The sequence below is a fragment of the Burkholderia sp. S-53 genome, from assembly GCF_025560745.1.
GTDB lineage: Bacteria > Pseudomonadota > Gammaproteobacteria > Burkholderiales > Burkholderiaceae > Burkholderia > Burkholderia pyrrocinia.
On record NZ_CP090484.1, the window covers coordinates 1,159,002 to 1,181,896 of the forward strand.

Sequence of the window (22,895 nt, forward strand, 5' to 3'; positions counted from 1 at the left end):
GTCATCGCACGCGCTCCACCGTCAGCGTCGTGCCGCCCGGCGCCTGCGCCTGCACGCGGCGGTCGTACATCGACTCGCCGTACGCGGGCGGCGCGACGAAGCGGCCCGCGTTGCTCGCCTTGATCCGGTAGACGAACTCGCGCACGTCCGTCGTGGCAGTGCCGTAGATCACCACACGATCCTCGCGCACGTCCGCGAACTGCGGCTGCCACGTCGAACCCGTCACGCCGATCGGCGAGCGCCACGGCGCATCGGCCGCTGGCGCCGACGCGCCGCCGTCGCCATTGCCGTCGCCGTCCTGCGCGTCGGTCGCGGGCGGCGGCGCAATTACCGGATCGAAGCCGCCCGGCAGCAGGTCGACGATCGCGACGTTGCCGACGTTCGCCGAGCCCGTCGCGCGGATCTTCAGGTGCACGTCGATCTCCTCGCCGAGCGTGATCTTGTCGAGCGGCTTGCCGTTCGTGTCGGTGTAGTCGCGCACGATCTCGAGCCCGTTCTTGATCGCCTTCGTCGACGTGCCGCGGTCGTAGCCCGACTGGCTCGCGACCCACCACGCGGGCAATGCGCTGCCGTTCACGAAGTCGACGCGCGACGCGCCGGCCGCCCACGTGCCCGAGCGCACGAGGTTCGCCTGGATCGCCGACACGTCCTTCGGCGCGGCACTCGCGCGCACTTCGTTGATCGCGAGCTGGTCGAGCTGGCCCGCGTTCGACGCCGCATACGCATCGAGCGCGAGGATCGTCATCGCCGACGACAGCGTGTTGTAGCGGTTGTCGACCAGCGGCGCGGCGATGTTGTCCATCGCCCGCGGCGACAGCTTGCGCACGCGCTCGGGGAAGTGCTTCGCGAGCAGATACAGCACGCTCGCGTCGCGCGTCAGCGGATCGATGTAGTAGCCGGTCGCATAACCGCCGTCGGACGCACGCTTGCGTTCGAGCAGCGCCTGCGGGCCCGCGATCAGCGCGGCGGCCTCCTTGTCCTGCTTCAGCAGTTGATACGACGCGGCCAGCCACGCGGCCGCGAGATCGTTCTTCCAGTCGTTCGGATAAGCATCCTGCAGGCGCTTCTGCACCGCCGCGAGGCTGTTGGTCGTCACGTTACCCTGGCGCGTCAGCAGGTAGACCGCGTATGCGCGCTGCCGCAGCAGGTCGAGCGAGCCGAGCGAATCGTTCGCCGCGAGCTTCTGCAGATACGCGTTGCCCGCGTCGAGCATGTCCTTCGGCACGGCCGTGCCGCGCTCGCGCGCGTCGAGCAGCACGTGCATCGCATAAGCGGACACGAACGGATCGGCATCCGGCGTCGCGCTCCACAGGCCGAAGCCGCCCTGCGCATTCTGCCGGCTGCGCAGCACGCCGAGGAACTGCGCGATTGCGCTCGCATTCGCCGCATCGGCGCCGGCTTCCGGCGCATGCATCGCGCTCGTCAGCGCGCGCACCGACAGCCACTTCGACGCGAACACGCGCGGCACGACCGAGCTCACCATCTGCTCGCTGCAGTAGTGGTCGAAGTTGACGAGATACGACGACAGCCCCTCCGACAACACGAGCGGCGCGGTCGAGATGCTCGCGTCGCGCGACGCATACGCGTCGTACATCGGCCGCAGGTTCGGCACGCTCGCCTTCTTGCCCGGATCGAGCCGCGCGAGGTCGAGCTGCGTGCGGAACGCGGCGGCCGGCCGCACCGACACGTCGACGCGCTGCTGCGCGCCCTTCGCGCCGTAGCGCGCACCGAACGACAGCATGCCCGAGCCGAGCGTGTCGGTCGCCTTCACGCGGAACAGCGCGACACCCTCGTGCTGCGGCGCGAGCGCGACGTTCTGCGTCGCCGGCCCGATCACCTGCAACTGCGGGCCCGTCTTCAGCGTGACCGCGACCGGCACCGGCTGGTTGCCGACACCCGTCAGGTTGTTCGCGACACCGACGCTCACGTCGGCCTCGTCGCCCGGTGCGAGCGTCGTCGGCACATTCGGCGACAGCACGAAATCGCCGCGCACCGTCGTTGCGCCTTCGAACGTGCCGACCAGGTCCGGAGACACCGACACGGCCATCACGCGCAGCTTCCCGTTGAAATAGTCAGGCACCGTGTAGCTCAGGCGCGTGTCGCCGTTCACGTCGACGATCCCCGACCAGTAGACGACCGGCTTGTCGCGCTTGCGCTTGAACGGATTCAACTGGCGGCCGATCGCATCGTCGGCGTCGCCGCCGGGCGCGGCCATCGCCATCAGCTTCTCGAAGTCCGGCAGAATCAGGTCGAGGATCTGCGACGTGCCGACTTCGAGCATCCGCTTGCGGAAGAAGAACTTCAGCGGATCGCCGAGCTTGTAGCGCGCGACCTGCAGGATGCCCTCGTCGACCGCGAACACGACGACCTTCGCGGGCTTCGCCGAATGCACGGTGAAGGTAGCGGTGTCGCCCGGCTTCACAAGCGCCGGTGTATCGACGGTGAGCGCGTTGCGGCGCGCGTCGAGGTTCACCGAGAACGGCACGACGCCGTAGCTCAGCGGGCTCATGAAGATCTCGTCCGACGACGGATCGCGGATGTACTGCACGTTGATGTAGCCGTTGCCTTCGAAGCCGGCCGGCACCGTGATGCGCTGGATCGAGCTCGTCGTATCCGCATGAAACCATGCGTGCGCATACACCTTGTCGCGCTCGATCGTGATCAGGCCGCTGCCCGCGTAAGGCGCGCGGATCGCGATCTCCACCTGCTCGCCCGGCTTGTAGTCGTGCTTCGCGAGGCTCACCTGCAGCTCGGCATTGCGGTCGAGCGAGCGCGTGACGTTCGCGTCGCCCGTGACCGAATACTCGATCCGGTTCACCGCGGTGCCGTCCGCGCCGCGGATCACGAGCGCATAGCTGCCCGGCTTGTCGGTGCGCAGCGTGAAGTCGAGCCCGGCCGCCGGAATCGTCAGCGGCTTCTCGTCGACCGGCACTTCCTTCAGTCGCGAATCGTATTTGTACGCGCCGGAATCCTGCTTGGTCAGCACCGACACGTAGCGTTCCTCGACGAGCTGCGCGCGCAGGTCCTTCACGTCGATCGCCTTCGCACCCGGGTCGATCGCGACGAGCCGCACCGTGCGCGGGCTGCCGCGCTTCACGTAACCGAGATCGTCGACCGACTTGTAGCCGACGAGCCAGTCGTTGTTCGACACGAGCGTCTGCGCGTTCGCGGCGACGTTGCGCCCGCCTTCCGCTTCATACGCCTTCGCCTGGAAGTAGAGCTGGTAGGTTGCATCCGCGTACTTGTCGAGATCGAGGTCGAACTCGGCGTGGCCCTTGTCGTCGGTCGTGCCGTCCTGCAGCGTCGTCGTATAACCTTCCTTCGCGCGGCGTGCATCGAAGAAGTGATAACCCTGCCAGCTGCGGAACGACGGCCATACCGGGCGCAGCGTCAGCGTCGCCGCGACGCGGCGCTTCTCGGCCGGCGTGCCGAACAGGTTCTGCGCATCGACGACGCCCTTCAGCCCCTTCGGTTTCACCCACCCTTCGACGACCTGCTGCGACAGCTTCGCGTCGACCTTCATCCGGTCGGGCAGGAACTCCTTCACCTGCACCGTCGTGCTGCCGATCGGCTCGGCGCCCGGCTGGCCGTCCTTGACGATGTACAGGTTGACCGTCCACGTGCCGGTCGGCGACGTGTCGGCCGTCGTATAGCCGAGTTCCGTGAAGCCCGTCGCGTCGACGGTCACCGGCTTGCGCTCGACGGTAATCCCGCGCGGGTCGACGATCTCCGCCTGCAGCGGCACGCCGGCCGGGCTGCGCGCCCAGCTCGCCGCGCGCACGATCAGGCCGATATGGAACGGGTCGCCGGGCCGGTACAGGCCGCGATCCGAAAACAGGTACGCGGACAGTTGCCCCTGGCCTGTCGCGTTGCGTTCGCCGTCGACGTCGAAGCGCGAGAAGTCCAACTGGCGGTCGCGGCCTGCAACCGGCAGGAACGACAGGTCGCTGTCCTTCTTCACGACATACAACTGCGGACGCTTCTCGCGGTCGAGCCCCTTGAACGCGGGGAAATGCACGACGCCGTCGGCACTCGTGGTCTGCGTGAACAGCGCCTGGCCGTTCACCGCGAGCACCGACACGGTTGCGCCCGCAACCGGGCGGCCGTTGCGGATCGACTGGATGAACACGTCCTGGCTGCCGTCCAGCGCGCGCTTCACCAGCATCCCGAGATCGGTCACGACGATCAGGCGCGTGTCGCCGAGCGCTTTGTCGCTGTCGTCGCCGTTGCCGTTGCTGTCGCCGGAATCGGCGTTGTCGGATTGATCCTGGTTGCCGTCGCCCGACGAAGCATCGCTGTCCTTCGCATCGTCGGCCTTCTTCTTCTCGGCCGCCGGGTCGTACTTCGACAGGTGCAGCAGGAACACGCCGCGCTTGCCGCCCTTCAGGTACTGGCCGAGATCGATGCCTTCGTAATGCGCCTTGCCGGGTTCGCCGGCCGGGAACGCACGCGTCTGCACGAAGCGCTCGACGATGTGATCCTCGCTGAACGAATACGACAGCTCAGGCCGCGCATACGTGCCGTTGTTGAAGCTCACCAGATGCTGGAGCTGGTCGGGCACCACCCGGCCGATCTCGACCTTCATCCCCGGCAGGTTGCGCGACACGACCGACAGCCGCTTGCTGCCGCTCATCGACAGCAGCGAACCGTCGGCCATGAAGCGCAGCAGCTTCGGATAGTCGGGCACCGTGAACGCGGTCGTCACCGGCGCGCCGAGCAGATAGCCGCCCGCCGATTTCAGGTCGCCTTCGAAACGCACGACGATGCGGTCGCCCGGCGTCGCGTGATACTTGAAGCTTTGCAGCGTCGCGAAATCGTTCTCGGTCGGCACCGCTGCGAGCGGCAGCGGCTTCGACTGCTTCAGCACCGCGTCGCTGATGTCGGCCACGTTCCATTCGTACGGCGGATCGTCGTCCGACTGATCGACGCCCGGCTTGCGCTTCGGCAGCACCCACGCCTTCGCACGCGCGGCGAGATCGGCGCTGCGCACGCCGTCGGACGTTTCCGCGACGAGCACCTGCTCGGGCTCGTAGCGCTCGTTGTCGACGAGCGTCGGCGCAACGTTGTCGATTGTCAGGCTGTAGAGCCCCGGCACGCCGACCGACGCGTGCAGCGCCGCCGGCGTACCTTCGCCGCCGCGCGTACTCTTCACGCCTTTGTCGACGTCGAGCCGCACCGACAGCGGATCGCGCGGAATCTCGAGCGGCTGCGAGTAGACCCACGCGCTCGTCTTCATCTTGTCGTAGTTGACCGTGTACCGCAGCGGCGACACGGTCTTGCCGTCGCGGCCGACCAGCACGAGGCCGATGCGCTTCTCGAACTCGGCCGGATCGACCGGATAGTTGAAGCGCAACTGCAGCAGCGCCTGCTTCTCCGCCGGATTGTCGGGGTTCTGGTAGAACTGGTTGTCGCCCGACGTCGCGGTGAAGGCCGGCAGGTCGAACGCGAAATGGTCGTCGTGCATTACGACCTGCGGCGCGAACACCTGATGCACCGCGAAGCGCACCTCGACGTGTGCACCGACCGGCCAGTCGGCCGCCGGCGTGAAGCGCAGCGTCTTGTCGTCGGCCCATTCCCACGCGCCCTTCAGCGCGGGCGTCATCTCGATGCCCTGCCCGGCCGGCTTGCCGACCAGTTCGATCGGCGCAGCCGATCGGGAGAACGCCACTTCGAGCGGATGCACGGCGATCTTCGGCTTGTCGCTGTCGTCGGCCTCGTAGGTCGTGATCGCAGGCGCCTTCACGGTAAGGCCGACGGTTTCAGGCTCGGGCGGTTTCGGGCGATGCTTGAACCAATACCCGCCGTAGCCGAGCGCGGCCGCGAGCAGCACGATGCCGCCGGCATGCCACGGGCGGCGGCGCACGGCCGCGACAGTGATGCCCGCCCACGCGGGCGCCGTCCACGACACGTCGCCGACCAGCGGCCGCAGCACGCGGCCGAGCAGGCGCCAGACGAAGCCCGCCGCGCGAATCGGCAGGAGCAGCAGGAAGCGCAGCAAATCCATTTTGTTATTTCCTTGTTCAAGGACGTGCTGCCGGCTGCGGCAACGTACCCCGAGATTTATTGGTCTGTGACGGCGCGGCCCTGGTTGCGCCGTAAATGCTTGGAATGTTTTGTTCGACCGGATGCTGGCCGACATTATGGGTCACAGCCGAAACGATGGAAATATCGGTGTGCGGGCGCGCAACGCAGGCCGACGACCGGCCGGTCGGGTGGTATTCCGCCCGCGTCGCAATCTCTGCACGCGGTCGCGCCGCGTTCGCTAGAATGCGCGGCTCGACGTGGTTCGTATCGAATTGAAAGGAAATCGCTTGAAACTCCCGTTCGAATGGCAGATCGGGCTGCGCTATGCGCGCGGCGGCCGGCGCTCGGCCGGCGACGGCTTCGTGTCGTTCATTGCCGGCGCCGCGATGGCCGGCATCGCGCTCGGCGTCGCCGCGCTGATCGTCGTGCTGTCGGTGATGAACGGCTTTCGCACCGAGGTGCGCGACCGGATGCTGTCGGTGCTCGCGCATGTGGAAATCTTCTCGCCGTCCGGCGCGCTGCCCGACTGGCGGCTCACCGCGCACGAATCGCTGCAGAACCCGGCCGTGCGCGCCGTCGCGCCCTATGTCGACGCGCAGGCGCTGCTGACGAACGCGGGCAGCGTGACGGGCGTCGCGCTGCGCGGCATCGATCCGGTGCTCGAGCCGCGCGTGTCCGAGATCGCGCGCAAGCTGAAGACCGGGCGCCTCGATGCGCTCGTGCCGGGCGAGATGGGCATCGTGCTCGGCGCCGCGCTGGCCGACGCGTTGCACGTGAAGATCGGCGACCGCATCACGTTCTTCGCGCCCGGCAATACGTCGCGCATCGGCGAAGCGCTGCCGCGGTTCCGGCAGTTCAACGTGGTCGGCACGTTCGAGTCGGGTCACTACCAGTACGACAGCGCGCTCGCGTACATCCACATCCGCGACGCGCAGACACTGTTCAACGTGCCCGCGCCGACCGGCATCCGGCTGCGGCTCGACGATCTGCAGCGCGCGCCGGACATCGCGCTGGCGCTGTCGCGCACGCTGTCGGGCGATCTCTATATCCGCGACTGGACGCGGCAGAACCGCACGTGGTTCGAAGCCGAGCGGCTGCAGAAGCGCATGCTGTCGCTGATCCTGATGCTGATCGTCGCGGTCGCCGCGTTCAATCTCGTGTCGTCGCTGGTGATGACGGTCACGCAGAAGCAGGGCGACATCGCGATCCTGCGCACGCTCGGCGCGCCGCCCGGGTCGATCACGAAGATCTTCGCGATCCAGGGGATGACGATCGGCCTCGCCGGCACGCTGGCGGGCGTCGCGCTCGGCTGCGCGATCGCGATCAGCATCCCGTGGGTGCTGCCGGCGATCGAGCAGTTGCTCGGCATCCGCTTCCTGACGCCGTCCGTGTATTTCCTCAGTTCGCTGCCGTCGAAGCTCGTGGCGCCCGACGTGATCGGGATCGCCGCGGCCGCGTTCCTGATGTCGTGCGTCGCGACGCTGTATCCGAGCTGGCGTGCCGCACGGGTCCGGCCCGCCGACGCGTTGCGCGACGAATAGGCGCGCTGTCCGGCGCGGGCGTTACGCGATGTCGTGGAAACCGACGCTGGTGCCGTCGCCGGGCGTGACCGAAATCGTCGTGGCCCTCTCTCCTTTCAGACTGTTTTGATTGCTACGGATCGACTCCAGCGAAGTTGAGACCGATGTCGCAAGGATTGCCGCCCGCATGCCGCGCGCACATCGAAACTTTGTTTGATACAAACTAAAAAAGTTTGACACCAAGATTTCACTGAGATAAGTTTGCGCAAGCTTCCGGAAAGAAATCCGGCCAGCCATGCCGACATGTGTCGCGCTTTCCTGCCGTTGCAGCATCGTCGTTCGCAACACCCCCGCCTCATCGCATCGTGCCGTTCCGTTTCAACTGAAACCTGAAGGAAGGTCGGGCATGCCTGCATTTGATTCGTAGTCCTGCATTTGTATCGTGCTGGCGCCGTTACTTCGACCGCGCGGCCCGAACCGGCCGCCACGCTGACGCTTTCCTGTCGGGGCACTGCAGTCCCCCGACACTCGCCGGGTTGCGTGCCGCATGACGCGCGCCGACACCGGCCGTGACATCCGGGCATCGCGCCCGGCGCTTTCGCAGGTGCAGTTCCGCTTCATCCGACGCAGCACCCGGCCAGGCAGCAGGGGGCATATCGCGAGCCGGCCGGTTCACGACAATCACGAACAAGAACGAGGTCGAAATGAACATTCATCGAACCGGATTGCGGCGCGCGTGGCTTCCCGCGCTCGTTGCCGCCACGACGCTCGCCGCCTGCGGCGGCGACGACGGCGGCAGCGTGGCGGGAGCATCTGCGCTCGCTCAGGGCCAACAGGAGGGGGCCGCCGCATCGGCGGCCGATACGCAGTCGCTGGCGTCACGCGTTTCGCCGTCCGGCGTCCCGTACGCCAACCCGGCCAGCGGCGGCCGCTACCGCCCCGTGATCGCGAACGGCCAGGTGCAGCCGTCGCTGTCGGGCGGCACGATCGAGGAGAACGCGTGGGTCGACACGCCGGTCGATTCCGACGGCGACGGCACGCGCGACCGCATTCACGTGCGCATCGTGCGCCCGTCCGAAACCGCGAACGGCGCACGCACGCCCGTCATCGTGCTTGCGAGCCCGTACTACGCAGGGCTCGCCGACAGCCCGAACCACAATGTCGACGTCGAGCTCGACGGCACGCCGCATCCGGCCGCGAACGCATCAGCAGCCGCGTCGACGTCCGCGCGCATCATGGCCGCCGCACCGCAGACACGGATGCTGCAGCAGGTCGAAGCGGCCGCCGCCGGGCGCTCGTGGATCGAAAGCTACTTCGTGCCGCGCGGCTTCACGATCGTCTATGCGGATTCGCTCGGCACCGCCGGCTCGGACGGCTGCCCGACGATCCTGACGCGCGACGAATCGGTCGCGATGGCGTCGGTGATCCGCTGGCTCGGCCGCGACGCAACCGCGAAGGACGCGAGCGGCAAGACGGTCGTCGCGAACTGGTCGACGGGCCACGTCGGCATGTACGGCGTGTCGTACGACGGCACGCTGCCGAAGATGGTCGCGAGCCTGCGCACGCGCGGGCTCGATGCGATCGTGCCGGTCGCCGGGTTGACGAACATGTACGGCTATTACCGCTCGGGCGGGCTCGTGCGCGCGCCGGAAGGCTATCAGGGCGAAGACGTCGACGTGTACATCAAGGCGCTGCTGACGAACGCGCATCCGGAGCGCTGCACGCACCTGATCGACGAAGCGTTGCAGAAGGAAAACCGCACGACCGGCGACTATTCGCCGTTCTGGGCCGCGCGCGACATCCCGACCGCGTTCGCGGTCGCGCCGGCGCTCGTCGCGCAGGGGCTGACCGACGACAACGTGCGCGTCGACCAGTCGACGTCGTGGTATCTCGCGATGCGGCGCCAGGGCGTGCCGACGCAGCTGTGGCTGCATCGCCTGAAGCACACCGATCCATCGCGCGTGCCGGCGATGGCCGACGCATGGACCGCGGAGGTGAACCGGTGGTTCACGCGCTACCTGATCGGCTTCGACAACGGCGTCGAACGCGATCCGCGCGCGGTGATCGCGCAGGCGGACGGCACGCTGCTGAAGGAAGCCGACTGGGCCGCGCGCCATGCGACGCCGGTTTCGTATTTCGCGGGCGGCGACGGCGCGGGTACCGGCACGCTGCTGCGGATGCCGACCGGCGGCCCGCTCGCACGCTTCACCGACGATGCGCGCATTACCGCGCTCACGCTGGCGAATGCGCCGACCGGCGAGAACCGCAGCCGCTTCGAGACCGCGCCGTTCACGGCCGCGACGCGACTGTCCGGCACCGCAACGGCACGTGTCAGGCTGACCTTCACCGGTGTGGCGAACGTGACGGCGCTGCTGGTCGATCGCGCACCGGACGGCACGGCCACGATCGTCACGCGTGCGTGGACCGACCCGCGCAACCGGCTGTCCGACTGGCTGTCGGAACCCGTGCTGCCCGGGATGCCGTACGACCTGAAGCTGACGTTCATGCCGCGCGACTACAAGCTCGAAGCCGGCCACCGGCTGGGGCTCGTCGTCCTGTCGAGCGACAACGAGGCGACGCTGCGGCCGACGCCGGGCACCGGTCTGACGCTCGATCCGGCCGGCACGGCGGTAACGGTGCCGCTGGTTTCGGCTTCGTCCTGAGCCGGCTCGCGTAACGCAAAGCGGACGGCGACCGACGTCTTCTCGACGTCGATCGCCGTCCGCACTGTTTTATCTCCGAAAAACCTGCTTCAACCGTGACTCAAACGGGCGTCAGTACCGGCTGCCCCGCGAAATGCCGCGCGGCGTTGTCGAGAAACTGCTGCACCGAACGATCGAGCGCCTCCGGCGACCAGCCGCCCATATGCGGTGTCAGCACGACGTTGTCGAGATCCGTCAGCGCGCGTGGCGGCTCGGGTTCCCCTTCATACACATCGAGCCCCGCGCCCGCGATGCGCCCTTCGCGCAGCGCATCCGCCAAAGCAGCGGTATCGACGACGCTGCCGCGCGACACGTTGACGAGAAAGCCGCCGGGGCCGAGCGCGTCGAGCACCGCGCGGTCGATCAGGTGCCGCGTGCCCGCTCCGCCCGGCGTCGCGACGATCAGGAAATCGGCCCACTGCGCGAGCGCGTCGAGCCGGTCGAAATAGCGGTAGGGAACGTCCTTCGCGGAACGGTTGTGATAACCGGTCTCGATGTCGAAGCCGGCCGCGCGGCGTGCGCACTTCTCGCCGATCTTGCCGAGCCCGACGATGCCGAGCTTCTTGCCCGACACGTTCGGCGGCATCGGCAGCCCTTCGCGCCACACGCCCGCGCGGGTTTTCGCATCGAGCCGCACGACGCCGCGCACCGCCGCGAGCAGCAGCGCGAACGCGTGATCGGCGACGCAATCGTCGTTGGTGCCGGCGCCCGTCACGACCGTGACGCCGCGCGCCTTCGCATGCGCGACGTCGATATGCTCGTAGCCGGCGCCGAGCGCGCTGACGAACGTGAGTTGCGGCAGCCGGTCGATGTCGGCGGCGGCGAGGCCCGTGCTGCCGTTGGTCAGCACCGCGCGAATCGTGCCGCCGGATTCGGCGATCGCGCGTTCGCGTTCTTCGGGAGTCGGGGCATAGCGCACGTCGAACGACGCGGCGATCTCGCGATGCGCGTCGCCGCGCAATGCGATGAGGACCAGCAGCTCGGGCTTCAAGGCAGGAAGTGTCCGCAGGCGGGAACGGATTTCAGTGTAACAAGCCCGCATGACGGATGCGGGTTATCCCCACACGGGCTGTGGGCACGCCGCCGCACGCGGTTTGCCAAAGCCGGCTCAGTCAAGTAACTTTCGGCGTACGCCCCCGTCCTGGAGATTGGCCCCGATGAAGCTCGCCCTGCCCGCCCGGATCCTGGGCCTCGCATTCGCCGCCGCGCTCGTCGCGCCCGGCGCGCACGCCGACACGCCCGTCGTGGTGTCGTCGAAGATCGACACCGAAGGCAACCTGCTCGGCAACCTGATCGCGCAGGTGCTGAAGGCCCACGGCATTCCGGTTACCGAAAAGATCGCGCTCGGCACGACGCCGATCGTGCGCAAGGCGCTCACGAGCGGCGAGATCGACATCTACCCCGAATACACAGGCAATGCCGCGTTCTTCTTCAACAAGGCCGACGATCCGGTGTGGAAAAACGCGAGCCAGGGCTACGACACCGCGAAAAAGCTCGACTACGCGGCGAACCATCTCGTGTGGCTCGCCCCGGCGCCCGCGAACAACACATGGGGCGTCGCCGTGCTCGCGCCCGTCGCTCAGTCGCAGCACCTGAAGACCTTCTCCGATTTCGGCAAGTGGGTCACGGGTGGCGGCAAGGTGAAGCTCGTCGCGTCGGCCGAATTCGTGAACAGCGCGTCCGCGCTGCCGTCGTTCGAGAAGGCGTACGGCTTCAAGCTGAAACCCGAGCAGCTCGTCGTGCTGTCGGGCGGCGATACGGCCGCGACGATCAAGGCCGCCGCGAACCAGACCGACGGCGCGAATGCGGCGATGGTATACGGCACCGACGGCGGCATCGCGTCGAGCGGCCTCGCGGTGCTCGACGACGACAAGCACGTGCAGCCCGTCTATGCGCCGACACCCGTGATCCGCGAAGCCGTGCTGAAAGCGCATCCGCAGATCGCCGACTACCTGAAGCCCGTGTTCGCGAGCCTCGACCTGAAGACGCTGCAGTCGCTGAACGCGCGCATCCAGATCAACGGCGAGCCGGCGGCCGGCGTCGCGAAAAGCTACCTGAAAGCGAAGGGCTTCGTTAAATGACGGGTCGCGCGGCGGCGTCCGCGCGGCGCGTGACACCCGACAAGGTCGGCATCCTGATCGGGGTACTGACGATCGTCGCCGTGCTCGGCCTGCCGTTCGCCGTGTTGCGGCCGAACCGGATCGCCGCCGGCGCCGATCTGTCGGTGTTCGCCGCGCTCCCCGCCGTGCAGGGCGCGGCGCTCGCCGCGCTGTGGATCGTCGGCGCACTGTGGGCGATGACGGCGAGCCGCCCCGCGTGGCGGCTCGCGGCCGGCTGCACGTGGCTCGCGACACTCGCGTATGCGGTCGGTGCAGCCGCGACGCACGTCGTCGCGCCCGACGACGTGCTCGCACGCGTGTCGCCCGCCGCCGGTGTCTGGCTGCTGCTGTTCGCGTGGGCCGTGCTCGTCGCCGACGCGCTCGCTCGGCTCGCGTTCGGCCCATGGCGGCGCCTCGTCGCACTCGTCGTCGCGATTGCAGCGATCTCGGTGCCGCTCGCGAGCGGCTGGTGGGACGGCCTCTCCGTAATGCGCGAATACGCGGTGCGCAGCGACGATTTCTGGCGCGAAGCGCTCCGTCACGTGTCGCTCGCGGGCGGCTCGGTCGCCGCCGCGCTCGTCGCGGGCGTGCCGCTCGGCATCGCGTGCGCGCGCGTCGCGGCGGTGCGTACCGTCGCGATGCCCGTGCTCAATATCGTGCAGACGATCCCGAGCATCGCGATGTACGGGCTGATGATGGCGCCGCTCGGCCTGCTCGCCGCGCACGTGCCGCTCGCGGCCGCGCTCGGCATCCGCGGGATCGGCGTCGCGCCTGCCGTGCTCGCGCTGTTCCTGTATTCGCTGCTACCGATCGCATCGAGCGTCGTGGTCGGGCTCGGACAAGTGCCGCCGCACGTGACCGAAGCGGCGCGCGCGATGGGCATGACACGCGCGCAGCGGCTGCTGCGCGTCGACCTCGCGCTCGCGCTGCCGGTGATCCTGAGCGGCGTGCGCATCGTGCTCGTGCAGAACATCGGCCTGACCGCGGTCGCCGCATTGATCGGCGGCGGCGGGTTCGGCACCTTCATCTTCCAGGGGATCGGGCAATCGGCCGCCGATCTCGTGCTGCTCGGCGCTATCCCGACGATCGCGCTCGCACTGGCGGCCGCCGTCGTGTTCGAAGCCGCGACGTCGCTCGCGAAGGGGCGTGCAGGATGATCGAGATCGAACGGGTCGGCAAACGCTTCGGTGACATCATCGCCGTCGACGATGTCTCGCTGACGATCAAGCGCGGCACGATCACCGCGCTCGTCGGCGCATCGGGCAGCGGCAAGTCGACGCTGCTGCGCATGATCAATCGGCTGATCGCGCCCAGCAGCGGCACGATCCGCATCGACGGTGTCGATACGGCGAGCGTCGCGCCCGAGCAGCTTCGGCGCGGCATCGGCTATGCGATCCAGGGGCACGGGCTGTTTCCGCACTGGAGCGTCGCGCGCAACATCGCGACCGTGCCGCGCCTGCTCGGCTGGCCGGCCGCGCGCATCGACGCGCGCGTGAACGAACTGCTCGAACTGTTCCATCTCGCGCCGTCCGAATTCGCCGGCAAGCTGCCGCACGAACTGTCGGGCGGCCAGCAGCAGCGCGTCGGCGTCGCGCGCGCGCTCGCGGCCGAGCCCGCGATGCTGCTGATGGACGAACCGTTCGGCGCGCTCGATCCGATCATTCGCGGCAAGGCGCAGGACGACCTGTTCGCGTTGCAGCGCCGCCTCGGCGTCACCGTCGTGATCGTCACGCACGATATCGAGGAAGCGCTGAAGCTCGGCGACACGATCGCGGTGATGGACGGCGGACGACTGCTGCAGGTCGCGCCGCCCGCCGAGATTCTCGGCAAGCCGGCGGCCGGCGTCGTCGAGCAGCTCGTCGCGGGCGTCGACCGGCCGCTGCGCCTGCTCGCGCTGACGCCGATCGACGCGGTAGCCGAACCCGGTCATGCCGACGGCGAACCGATCGCCGCGACGCGCACGCTGCGCGATGCGGTGTCCGAACTGCTGTGGCGCGGTGTCGATGCGCTGCCCGTCGACGACGGCAACGGCAACGACGCACACCGCACGCGACGCATCACGCTCGATGCGATCCGCGCGCATGCGAGGAAGCCGGCATGACGACGCCGGAAGCAGCGCGCGGCGAGCGGCCGTCACGTTCGGCCCTTCCCCGCAACCTTCCCGCGTTCGTGGCCCGCGCGGCCGCGCTCGCGCTGCTGCTCGTGCTGCTGTTGCGCCCCGCGTGGCTGCAGGGCCTCTTCGCACCGTTCGCGGACAACGGCGCGCCCGTCATCTACGATCGCGCGAGCCTGCTCGACCTCACGCTCGCGCATCTCGGCACCGTCGCGCTGTCGAGCGTGATCGGCACGATCGTCGCGGTCGCGGCCGGCATCTTCGTCACGCGGCCGGCCGGCGCGGATTTCCTGCCGGTCGCGCGCAGCGTCGTCGATATCGGCCAGACCTTTCCGCCGGTCGCGGTGCTCGCGCTTGCGGTGCCGGCCGTCGGTTTCGGCTTGAAACCCGTGCTGATCGCGCTCGTGCTGTACGGGCTCCTGCCGATTTTCGAAAGCACGATCGCGGGGCTCGAAGACGTGCCGCGCGACGTCGTCGACGCTGCGCGCGGGATGGGGATGAGCGGCTGGCAGCAACTGGTGTCGGTCGAGCTGCCGCTCGCGTTCCCGGTGATCGTCAACGGGATCCGGCTCGCGGTCGTGATCAATCTCGGCACCGCGACGATCGGCTCGACGGTCGCCGCGCGCGGGCTCGGCGACGTGATCATCGCGGGCCTGCAGACGTCGAACACCGCGTTCGTGCTGCAGGGCGGCGTGATCGTCGGGCTGCTCGCGGTGCTCGTCAGCGATGCGATCGGCGCGATTGCGCGGATGGCGGCCGCGCGGCGCGCGTAAGGCACGCAGGGCCGCACCCTGTCATGTGCGTGTAACGTGATCCCGATTTAACGATTCTTGACGGTCATCCGGACTCCGATGCATGTTCGTGCAACGATCGGCCCCGGCGATTCTTGCGAACCGAAACAAGCCTACACGGCGCTTTCATTCGAGCCCGCAATCGAACATTTGCTTCGATTGGCCGATATACTATGCGCCTCCCATTTCCCCGCACTCCACCATGCGACGGTTTCTCTGGCTGATCGTGCTTTCGCTCGGCATCGCGCAACAGGCATCGGCGCAGCAAGCGCTCGCAGTGCCTGCGTCCGCGCCCGAGGCGGCCGCATCGGCACCGACCGTCGCATCCGCGCCGCTCGCCGACGCCAACGATCAGCCGAACGAAGCAAACCGCCGCATCACGTCCTACCTGACAAAGAAATTCGGTGTCGCGAAAGAACGGGCCGCAAAGCTCGCCGATATCGTGAGCGTGACTGCGACGAAATATTCGCTGCCGCCGGCACTCGTCTACGCCATTATTTCGATCGAATCGCGCTTCCAGGAAAAGGCGCGCGGCCAGCACGGCGCGACCGGGCTGATGCAGGTCGTGCCGGCCGCGCACCGCGGCTTGCTGCGCAACGTGAAGGATCTGACCGAGCCGAACGCGAACGTCGAAGCCGGCTCCGCGATCCTGTCGGGCTATGTGAAAGCGGCGGGCGGCAACGTACAGGCCGGGCTGAAAAGCTATGGCGGTTCGAACGCGTATGCGGCGAAGGTGATGCAGCGGGTCGATTCGTTCCGCTTCGTGCTCGAACCCGACGAAGTGAAAGCCGCGAACGACACGAAGGCGCGGATGGTGCCGGTCAGCGACACGTCGGCGTCGGCGCCGACCACGACCCGCAGCACGCGCTAAGCGCACTCCGCGCACGCCGACGATTCCCGAATTTTTCCGGCCGCCCCGGGACGCTATGCCTGCGCAAAATGCGCACGCAGAAACTCGATGAAAATCTGCGTCTTCGCGGGCAGCAAGCGCGTTTCCGTCATCGCGTAGACGGGAACGGGCGTGCCCTCCCATCCGGGCAGCACGCGACGCAACCTTCCTGCGGCCACGTCGTCGGCCACGACCTCCTCCGGCATCTGGATGATCCCCGCATCCTGCACGGCCAGTTGCCGGATCATGCCGACGCTGTTCACGACGAAGCGCCCGCCCACCGGCACCTCGACCTCCCGCGCGGCGTCATGCAGCGTCCACGCATCGACGCGCTGCACGCTCAGGCACTGATGCCGCGTCAGGTCGCCCGGTTCGAGCGGCTCGCCCGAGCGCTCGAGATAGCGCGGCGACGCATACAGTTGATTCCGAAACGTGGCGAGCCGCCGCGCGACGAGTTGCGAATCCGCCGATTCGCCGATGCGGATCGCGACGTCGAACGGCTCGCTCACGAGGTCTACGCGCCGCGACGTCAGTTCGAAATCGAACGTGAGCTTCGGATAACGGTTCGCGAATTCGACGATCAGCGGCGTCAGGTAGATCACCGCGAAATCGACCGGAAACGACGCGCGCAGCACGCCGGCCGGTTCGGCCAGCAGCTCGCCGAGCTGCTCGTGCGCGAGACGCGCCTCGTCGACGATGCGCTTGCAGCGCTCGAAATACAGTTGCCCGGCCTCCGTGAGTTCGATCCGCCGCGTCGTGCGATGCAGCAGCCGCAAGCCGATCGCCTTTTCCAGCGCGCCGATCCGCCGCGACAGCGTCGAATTCGGCATGCCCAGCGCGTCGGCCGCGCTGCGAAAGCCCTTCGCCTTCACGACCTCCACGAACAGCGCCATGTCGTTCAGCAGTTCCACGTCCACCGCTCCATCAATGGATCAATGTTATCCAAACTACCATATTTATCTCGAAAAGGAAGCAATGGATGATGTGTCCATGGCGGCAAGGCTGGCGCAACGGTGCGCGGCCGGCGCCCGATACGGCATCGCCCCGGTGCCGTTACCCGACCCTCAAGGAGCACGCATCATGGACGCACTGTTCACCCCGGCCCGTGTCGGCCGCTACACGCTGCAGAACCGCCTGGTCATGGCACCGATGACGCGTAGCCGCGCCGCGTTCGACGGCACGCCCGGCGAACTGGCCGCCGAATACTACGCACAGCGCGCGGGCCTCGGCCTGATCGTCAGCGAAGGCACGCAGCCGTCCGACGATGGCCAGGGCTACCTGACGACGCCCGGCATCTACACCGATGCGCACGTCGCCGGCTGGAAGGCGGTCAGCGACCGCGTGCACGCGCGCGGCGCCCGCCTGTTCATCCAGTTGATGCACGTGGGGCGTATGTCGCACCCCGACAATACGCCGCATCATCGCCAGGGCGTCGCGCCGTCGGCGATCGCGCCGGGCGTGCCGATGTTCACGATGAAGGGGATGCAGGAGATTCCCGCGCCGCGCTCGCTGACGACGGACGAGGTACGCGAGACGGTGAACGACTTCCGCTTCGCCGCGCGCCGCGCGATCGAGGCCGGCGCCGACGGCGTCGAGATCCACGGCGCGAATGGGTATCTGGTCCAGCAGTTCTTCGCGCCGAACGCCAACACGCGCACCGACGTGTACGGCGGTTCGATCGAGAATCGCGCGCGCTTCGCGATCGAGGTGGCCGAGGCGATCGCCGACGAGATCGGCGCGGACCGCACGGCGATCCGCCTGTCGCCCGGCACCACGTTGTGGGGGATCGACGAAGGCGCGGAAGGGCCGGACCTGTATCGCCACCTGGCGACGCAGCTCGACCGGCTCGGCCTTGCGTACCTGCACGTGATGCACCAGGGCGACGAGCCGCTGCTCGCGGACCTGCGCGCACGCTGGAACGGCACGCTGATCGTGAACCGGCCGGGCCGCGCGCGCGATGCGATCGGTACGGATGTCGCAACGGGTGTCGCCGATCTCGAAGCGTACGGTCAGATGGTGCTCGCGAATCCGGATTTCGTGACGCGATTGAAGACGGGCGCGCCGATGAACGACGCGCAGCGCGACACGTTCTTCGGCGGCGATGCGCGCGGGTATGTGGATTATCCGGCGTTGAACGGTACGGCTGCGGCGTAACGTAAGCGCACAGCGCGAGGCCGCGACACGCCGGAACGGGTGTCGCGGCGTCAGTTCGTTACGGCGACGACGTAGGGCGGAACGGCCCATTGTTCCGATATTTCAGGAACAATGCCTTCGGCGTCGACCGCACGCTGATTGTTCTCATATTTCAGGAACAATTCACGTCGGCAAACTCCGGCCGACCGCGGCCATCCGGCCGCATCAAATCTGCCCCGCCGCCCCCGTCCACCGCAAATAGTCCCCGCGCGTCCAGTCGAGCGACACGCCGACGCGCTTCGTGCCCGGCCGGATCTTCGGCTTGTACACCGACAGCGTCAGCGACTCCAGCGCGGGCCATTCGCGAAACGACAGCACCGCGATATCGGCGACGAGCGTCTCCAGCAGCCGCGTATGCGGCTTGTGCGACAGAAACGCCGCGACGCGCGTGCAATAGCCGTCGTAATCGATCCACTCGCCCTGTTCGCTCGGCTCGCAGCGATACCCGAGCCGCGCATCGATCACGATCGGCTGCGGCGCTTCATGCTCGTGCGCGTGAATGCCGATCCGCGCGGGCACCTTCAGTTCGTCGACGAACACGCTCCAGCCGCGCCCGCGCAGGCGCGGCGCGTCGATCGCCACGAACGGTTCGTCGAACGGCTTCATGACGCGAGGGGCGCGGCTGCGTCGAGCATGATGCGCACGAAGTAGTCGGCGAAGCTGCGGCGCAGGACGATCTCGAACGCATCGTCGCCGGTCGGGATCAGCACGATCGACGACTTGAAGTAATGCGACTGCGCGCACTGGCCCGGCTTGAACGCACGCGGGTGGAGATCGAGCGGGCAGCCGCGTGCAAGCACGTCGCGCACGCGTTCGCCGCTGATCTCGACGACCGTGTAGCCGCTGCCGACGTCGACGGCCGCCGAATACGTGCCCTGCACGGCCTCCGCGAGCGTGGCCTCGAGCACGCCGGCCGGCACGGGCCCATTCGAGCGCACGAGCCATTCGTCGGGGCCGAGCCACAGCACGTCGTACTCGGCGCCGCGCGCGACCGTGTTCGGCTGCGCGGGCGGCCGGCAGCCGACCACGCGCTCGAACGCGCTCACGAACGCCGGATCGCTCAACTCGCCGCGCACGTTGACGAGATCGAGGAACGGCCGCTCGCGCAGCGTGAACTTGTTCGATGCGCGCGCCTGGTGCGTCTTCAGCACGTCGATCGCACCGACGAACGGCGATTCAAGCGTCACGGCGCCCGCGCCCGCCACCTGCGTCTGGTTTCTCGTTTCATTCCACATGCTGGCGCACCCCTTCGGTATCGTAGAAAACCGGGCTCGAGATCTTCGCGGTGATGCGCTTGCCGTTGGCCAGCGGAATCACGACGCTCTCGCCCATCTTGTTCAGGCCGCCCTTCACCACCGCGAGCGCGATCGAGCGCTTCAGGATCGGGCTGTAGTAGCTCGACGTCACATGGCCGATCATCGGCGTCGGATCGACCGCCGACACCTGCGTGTCCTTCGCGATGATCTGCGCGCCTTCCGGCAGCACGAACTGCTCGTCCTCGGTCAGCAGGCCGACGAACTGCTTGCGGCCTTCCTTCGCGGTATCCGAGCGCGCGAGCGAGCGCTTGCCGAGGAAGTCCTTCGACTTCGCGACGACCCCGCCCATCCCGAGGTCGTACGGCGTGACCGAGCCGTCGGTATCCTGGCCGACGATGATGTAGCCCTTCTCCGCTCGCAGCACGTGCATCGTCTCGGTGCCGTACGGCGTGATGTCGAACTCGGCACCGGCCGCCATCAGCGCTTCCCACACCGCGCGGCCCGCGTTCGCCGGCACGTTCACTTCATAGGCCAGTTCGCCCGAGAAGCTGATCCGCATTACGCGCGCCTTCGCGCCCGCGACGGTGCCGTTGCGATAGCTCATGAACGGGAACGCCTCGTTGCCGAAGTCGATGTCCTGGCACACCTTCTGCACGACCTTGCGGCTCTTCGGGCCGACCACCGCGAACGTCGCCCAGTGATCGGTGACGGACGACAGCCGCACCTTCATGTCGGGCCATTCGGTCTGCAGCCAGCGTTCGAGCCACGTGAGCACGCGCGCCGCGCCGCCGGTCGTGGTCGTCATCATGAAATGCTGGTCGGCGAGGCGCACCGTCACGCCGTCGTCGAACACCATCCCGTTCTCGTCGAGCATCAGCCCGTAGCGGCACTTGCCGACTTCGAGCTTGTTCCACGGGTTCGTGTACATCCAGTTCAGCAGCTTCACTGCATCGGGGCCCTGGATGTCGATCTTGCCGAGCGTCGATGCGTCGAGGATGCCGACGCTGTTGCGCACCGCGAGGCATTCGCGCTTTACGGCCGCATGGAGATCCTCGCCGTTCTTCGGGAAATACCACGGCCGTTTCCAGTTGCCGACGTCCTCGAACAGCGCGCCATGCTCGACGTGCCACTCATGCACACAGGTCTTGCGGATCGGATCGAGGAAATCGCCGAGCTCGCGGCCCGCGAACGCGCCGAACGTCACCGGCGTGTAGTTCGGGCGGAACGTCGTCGTGCCCGTTTCCGGAATCGTCTTGCCGAGCGCCCCCGCGAGGATCGCCATCCCGTTGATGTTGCCGAGCTTGCCCTGGTCGGTGCCGAAGCCCATCGCCGTATAGCGCTTCACGTGCTCGACCGACTCGAAGCCTTCGCGCGCGGCGAGCAGGATGTCGGCGGCCGACACGTCGTTCTGGAAATCGACGAACTGCTTCGGCCCGCGCGCCGCGGCCTCGCGGCTGCCGACGAGCCACAGTGGCTGCAGCGCGCCTTCGACGGCTTCCGCAACCTGCGGCGCGACCGGGCGCTGCGCGGCCGTGAAGCCCGCCGCCTTCGCCGCTTCCGCGCCCGCATCGACCGCGAGCCGCAGCGCACGCGCCAGGCCGAATTCGCCCGCCGCAGCACCGATGCTCGCTTCAGCCTGCACCGGCTTGCCCGGCAGGAAGCATGCCTTCTCGTCGTTCCAGCAAGCCTTGCCGCCCGACTGCGCGAACAGGTGCAGCACGGGGCTGAAGCCGCCCGACATCGCGACGAGGTCGCACGGCAGCGTCTGCAGCTTGCCGCCCACCTGGCCGTTCGTGATGGACGCGACGTCGACCGACGATACGCGCCACTTGCCCGCTGCGGCCGTCACGACCGCGCCGCTCATCACCGTCACGCCCTGCCGCTTCGCGGCGGCCGGCAGCGCGCCGTTCGACGATGCGCGCGCATCGACGACCGTCACCTTCGCGCCGCACGCCTTCAGGTCGAGCGCGGTCTGGTACGCGCGGTCGTTGTTCGTGAACACGACCGCGTTGCGGCCCGGCAGCACGCCGAAGCGATGCACGTAGGTGGATACGGCCGACGCGAGCATCACGCCCGGCAGGTCGTTGTTGCCGAACACGATCGGACGCTCGTGCGCGCCGGTCGCGAGGATCACGCGCTTCGCACGGACCTTCCACAGCAGCTCGCGCGTGCCCTTGCGCATCGACACCGGCAGGTGATCGGTCAGGCGCTGCGTGACCGTCACGAGGTTGTGGTCCTGGTAGCCGAACGCGGTGCTACGCGACAGGATCGTCACGTCGGGCAGCTTGCGCAGCTCGGCCTCGATCTTCTCGACCCACTGCAGCGCGGGCTTCGCGTCGATCTCGGCGCGGCACGACAGCAGGCTGCCGCCGAGTTCGCGCTGGTCGTCGACGAGGATCACGCGCGCGCCGGCCACGGCCGCCGCATGCGCGGCCGCGAGCCCCGACGGGCCGCCGCCGACGACGAGCACGTCGCAGTGCGCGTAGCACTTGTCGTAGCGATCGGCGTCGAGCGCCTCGGGCGCCTTGCCGAGGCCGGCCGCCTCGCGGATCTTCTCTTCGTACTTCGGCCACATCTTGCGCGGCCACATGAAGGTCTTGTAGTAGAAGCCGGCCGGCAGGAAGCGCGACAGCTTCTGGTTGATCGCGTACTTGTCGTTCTCGAGCGTCGGCTCGGCGTTCACGCTCGACGCGACGAGCCCCTGGTACAGCTCGATTTCGGTCGCTCGCGCGTTCGGCACCGTGTACGGGCCCGATTCGAGTTGCACGACGGCATTCGGTTCCGCGACGTCCGCCGTCACGATCCCGCGCGGACGGTGGTACTTGAAGCTGCGCGCGACGAAGTGCACGCCGTTCGCGAGCAGCGCGGACGCGAGCGTGTCGCCCTGGAAGCCCTGGTACGTGCGGCCGTTGAACGTGAACGTCAACGGAATCGCGCGATTGATGCGGCCACCGGTGCCGAGACGGTCTTTCTGGCTCATTTGCTCGTGCCCTCTTCGTGTGCGTTGCCGGCGGCTGCGCCACTGATGGCAGCCCCACCGAACTTTTCGTAGCCCTTGATATCGTAGGTCACCGTGTCGCGCGTGGCCTTGAACCAGCGGCGGCAGCCCTGTGCGTGCAGCCATTGCTCCTTGTGCAGCCCGCGCTTGTTCTCGCGCATGAACACGTATTCGCCCCATTCGCGGTCGGTCATGTTCTCGTTATTGACGGGGCGCACGATGTCGGCTTCGCCGCCGCACGAGAACTCGGATTCGGCGCGCGGCCCGCACCACGGACATTCGATCAGCAACATGTTTCTTTCTCCAATGG

The 22,895-nt window shown here is 67.9% G+C and carries 16 protein-coding genes; 8 read left to right on the forward strand and 8 right to left on the reverse strand.

The genetic code is table 11. From position 1 onward, the window contains the following. Position 1 precedes the first annotated feature (1 nt). On the reverse strand, positions 2 to 6,004 hold the full coding sequence (locus LXM88_RS27355; RefSeq protein ID WP_262545879.1) for an alpha-2-macroglobulin: 6,003 nt from the start codon (positions 6,002 to 6,004) through the stop codon (positions 2 to 4). Positions 6,005 to 6,311: 307 nt separating this feature from the next. Between LXM88_RS27355 and LXM88_RS27360 the strand changes: the two genes are divergently transcribed. After that, positions 6,312 to 7,565, forward strand: a complete 1,254-nt coding sequence (locus tag LXM88_RS27360) for a lipoprotein-releasing ABC transporter permease subunit (RefSeq protein WP_262545881.1) — start codon at positions 6,312 to 6,314, stop codon at positions 7,563 to 7,565. Positions 7,566 to 7,586: 21 nt separating this feature from the next. On the opposite strand, the gene LXM88_RS27365 is transcribed toward LXM88_RS27360, so the two are convergent. Further along, entirely contained in the window at positions 7,587 to 7,877 is a 291-nt protein-coding gene (locus tag LXM88_RS27365; RefSeq protein WP_262545882.1) for a hypothetical protein, read from the reverse strand. A gap of 371 nt (positions 7,878 to 8,248) precedes the next feature. Here LXM88_RS27365 and LXM88_RS27370 point away from each other — a divergent pair, with 371 nt between their 5' ends. Beyond that, positions 8,249 to 10,207, forward strand: a complete 1,959-nt coding sequence (locus tag LXM88_RS27370; protein WP_262545883.1) for a Xaa-Pro dipeptidyl-peptidase — start codon at positions 8,249 to 8,251, stop codon at positions 10,205 to 10,207. Between the two features lie 100 nt (positions 10,208 to 10,307). Here the strand turns inward: LXM88_RS27370 and LXM88_RS27375 are convergent, their stop codons facing one another. Continuing rightward, positions 10,308 to 11,237, reverse strand: coding sequence for a 2-hydroxyacid dehydrogenase (locus LXM88_RS27375; protein WP_262545885.1), 930 nt, complete (start codon positions 11,235 to 11,237; stop codon positions 10,308 to 10,310). Between the two features lie 166 nt (positions 11,238 to 11,403). On the opposite strand from LXM88_RS27375, the gene osmF reads away from it, so the two are divergent. From osmF to LXM88_RS27400, 5 genes are all read left to right on the forward strand, one after another. Next, entirely contained in the window at positions 11,404 to 12,327 is a 924-nt protein-coding gene (gene osmF / locus LXM88_RS27380) for a glycine betaine ABC transporter substrate-binding protein OsmF (protein ID WP_262545887.1), read from the forward strand. Further along, positions 12,324 to 13,502, forward strand: coding sequence for an ABC transporter permease (locus LXM88_RS27385; RefSeq protein ID WP_262545889.1), 1,179 nt, complete (start codon positions 12,324 to 12,326; stop codon positions 13,500 to 13,502). The genes osmF and LXM88_RS27385 overlap by 4 nt, the downstream gene beginning before the upstream one ends. Further along, on the forward strand, positions 13,499 to 14,446 hold the full coding sequence (locus LXM88_RS27390) for an ABC transporter ATP-binding protein (RefSeq protein WP_262545891.1): 948 nt from the start codon (positions 13,499 to 13,501) through the stop codon (positions 14,444 to 14,446). The genes LXM88_RS27385 and LXM88_RS27390 overlap by 4 nt, the downstream gene beginning before the upstream one ends. Beyond that, on the forward strand, positions 14,443 to 15,231 hold the full coding sequence (locus LXM88_RS27395; protein WP_262545893.1) for an ABC transporter permease: 789 nt from the start codon (positions 14,443 to 14,445) through the stop codon (positions 15,229 to 15,231). Before LXM88_RS27390 ends, LXM88_RS27395 begins: the two co-directional genes overlap by 4 nt. Positions 15,232 to 15,451: 220 nt before the next feature. Next, positions 15,452 to 16,120, forward strand: coding sequence for a lytic transglycosylase domain-containing protein (locus LXM88_RS27400; RefSeq protein WP_262545895.1), 669 nt, complete (start codon positions 15,452 to 15,454; stop codon positions 16,118 to 16,120). Between the two features lie 53 nt (positions 16,121 to 16,173). Here the strand turns inward: LXM88_RS27400 and LXM88_RS27405 are convergent, their stop codons facing one another. Beyond that, positions 16,174 to 17,049 carry a LysR family transcriptional regulator gene (locus tag LXM88_RS27405; protein ID WP_262545897.1) on the reverse strand — a complete coding sequence of 292 codons (876 nt, stop codon included), beginning with the start codon at positions 17,047 to 17,049 and terminating at the stop codon, positions 16,174 to 16,176. A gap of 169 nt (positions 17,050 to 17,218) precedes the next feature. Between LXM88_RS27405 and LXM88_RS27410 the strand changes: the two genes are divergently transcribed. After that, the gene (locus tag LXM88_RS27410) at positions 17,219 to 18,292 is read left to right on the forward strand and encodes an alkene reductase (protein WP_262545899.1); all 1,074 of its coding nucleotides are present in this window, start codon (positions 17,219 to 17,221) and stop codon (positions 18,290 to 18,292) included. Positions 18,293 to 18,496: 204 nt separating this feature from the next. On the opposite strand, the gene LXM88_RS27415 is transcribed toward LXM88_RS27410, so the two are convergent. The 4 genes from LXM88_RS27415 to LXM88_RS27430 are packed head-to-tail and all read right to left on the reverse strand — an operon-like array spanning position 18,497 to position 22,878. Next, on the reverse strand, positions 18,497 to 18,937 hold the full coding sequence (locus tag LXM88_RS27415; RefSeq protein WP_262545900.1) for a dihydroneopterin aldolase: 441 nt from the start codon (positions 18,935 to 18,937) through the stop codon (positions 18,497 to 18,499). Further along, positions 18,934 to 19,566: a sarcosine oxidase subunit gamma gene (locus tag LXM88_RS27420; RefSeq protein ID WP_262545902.1), complete on the reverse strand. Its 633-nt coding sequence runs from the start codon at positions 19,564 to 19,566 to the stop codon at positions 18,934 to 18,936. Before LXM88_RS27420 ends, LXM88_RS27415 begins: the two co-directional genes overlap by 4 nt. Continuing rightward, on the reverse strand, positions 19,556 to 22,567 hold the full coding sequence (locus LXM88_RS27425) for a sarcosine oxidase subunit alpha family protein (RefSeq protein ID WP_262545904.1): 3,012 nt from the start codon (positions 22,565 to 22,567) through the stop codon (positions 19,556 to 19,558). The genes LXM88_RS27420 and LXM88_RS27425 overlap by 11 nt, the downstream gene beginning before the upstream one ends. After that, positions 22,564 to 22,878: a sarcosine oxidase subunit delta gene (locus tag LXM88_RS27430; RefSeq protein WP_129515706.1), complete on the reverse strand. Its 315-nt coding sequence runs from the start codon at positions 22,876 to 22,878 to the stop codon at positions 22,564 to 22,566. Before LXM88_RS27430 ends, LXM88_RS27425 begins: the two co-directional genes overlap by 4 nt. Positions 22,879 to 22,895: the final 17 nt, after the last annotated feature.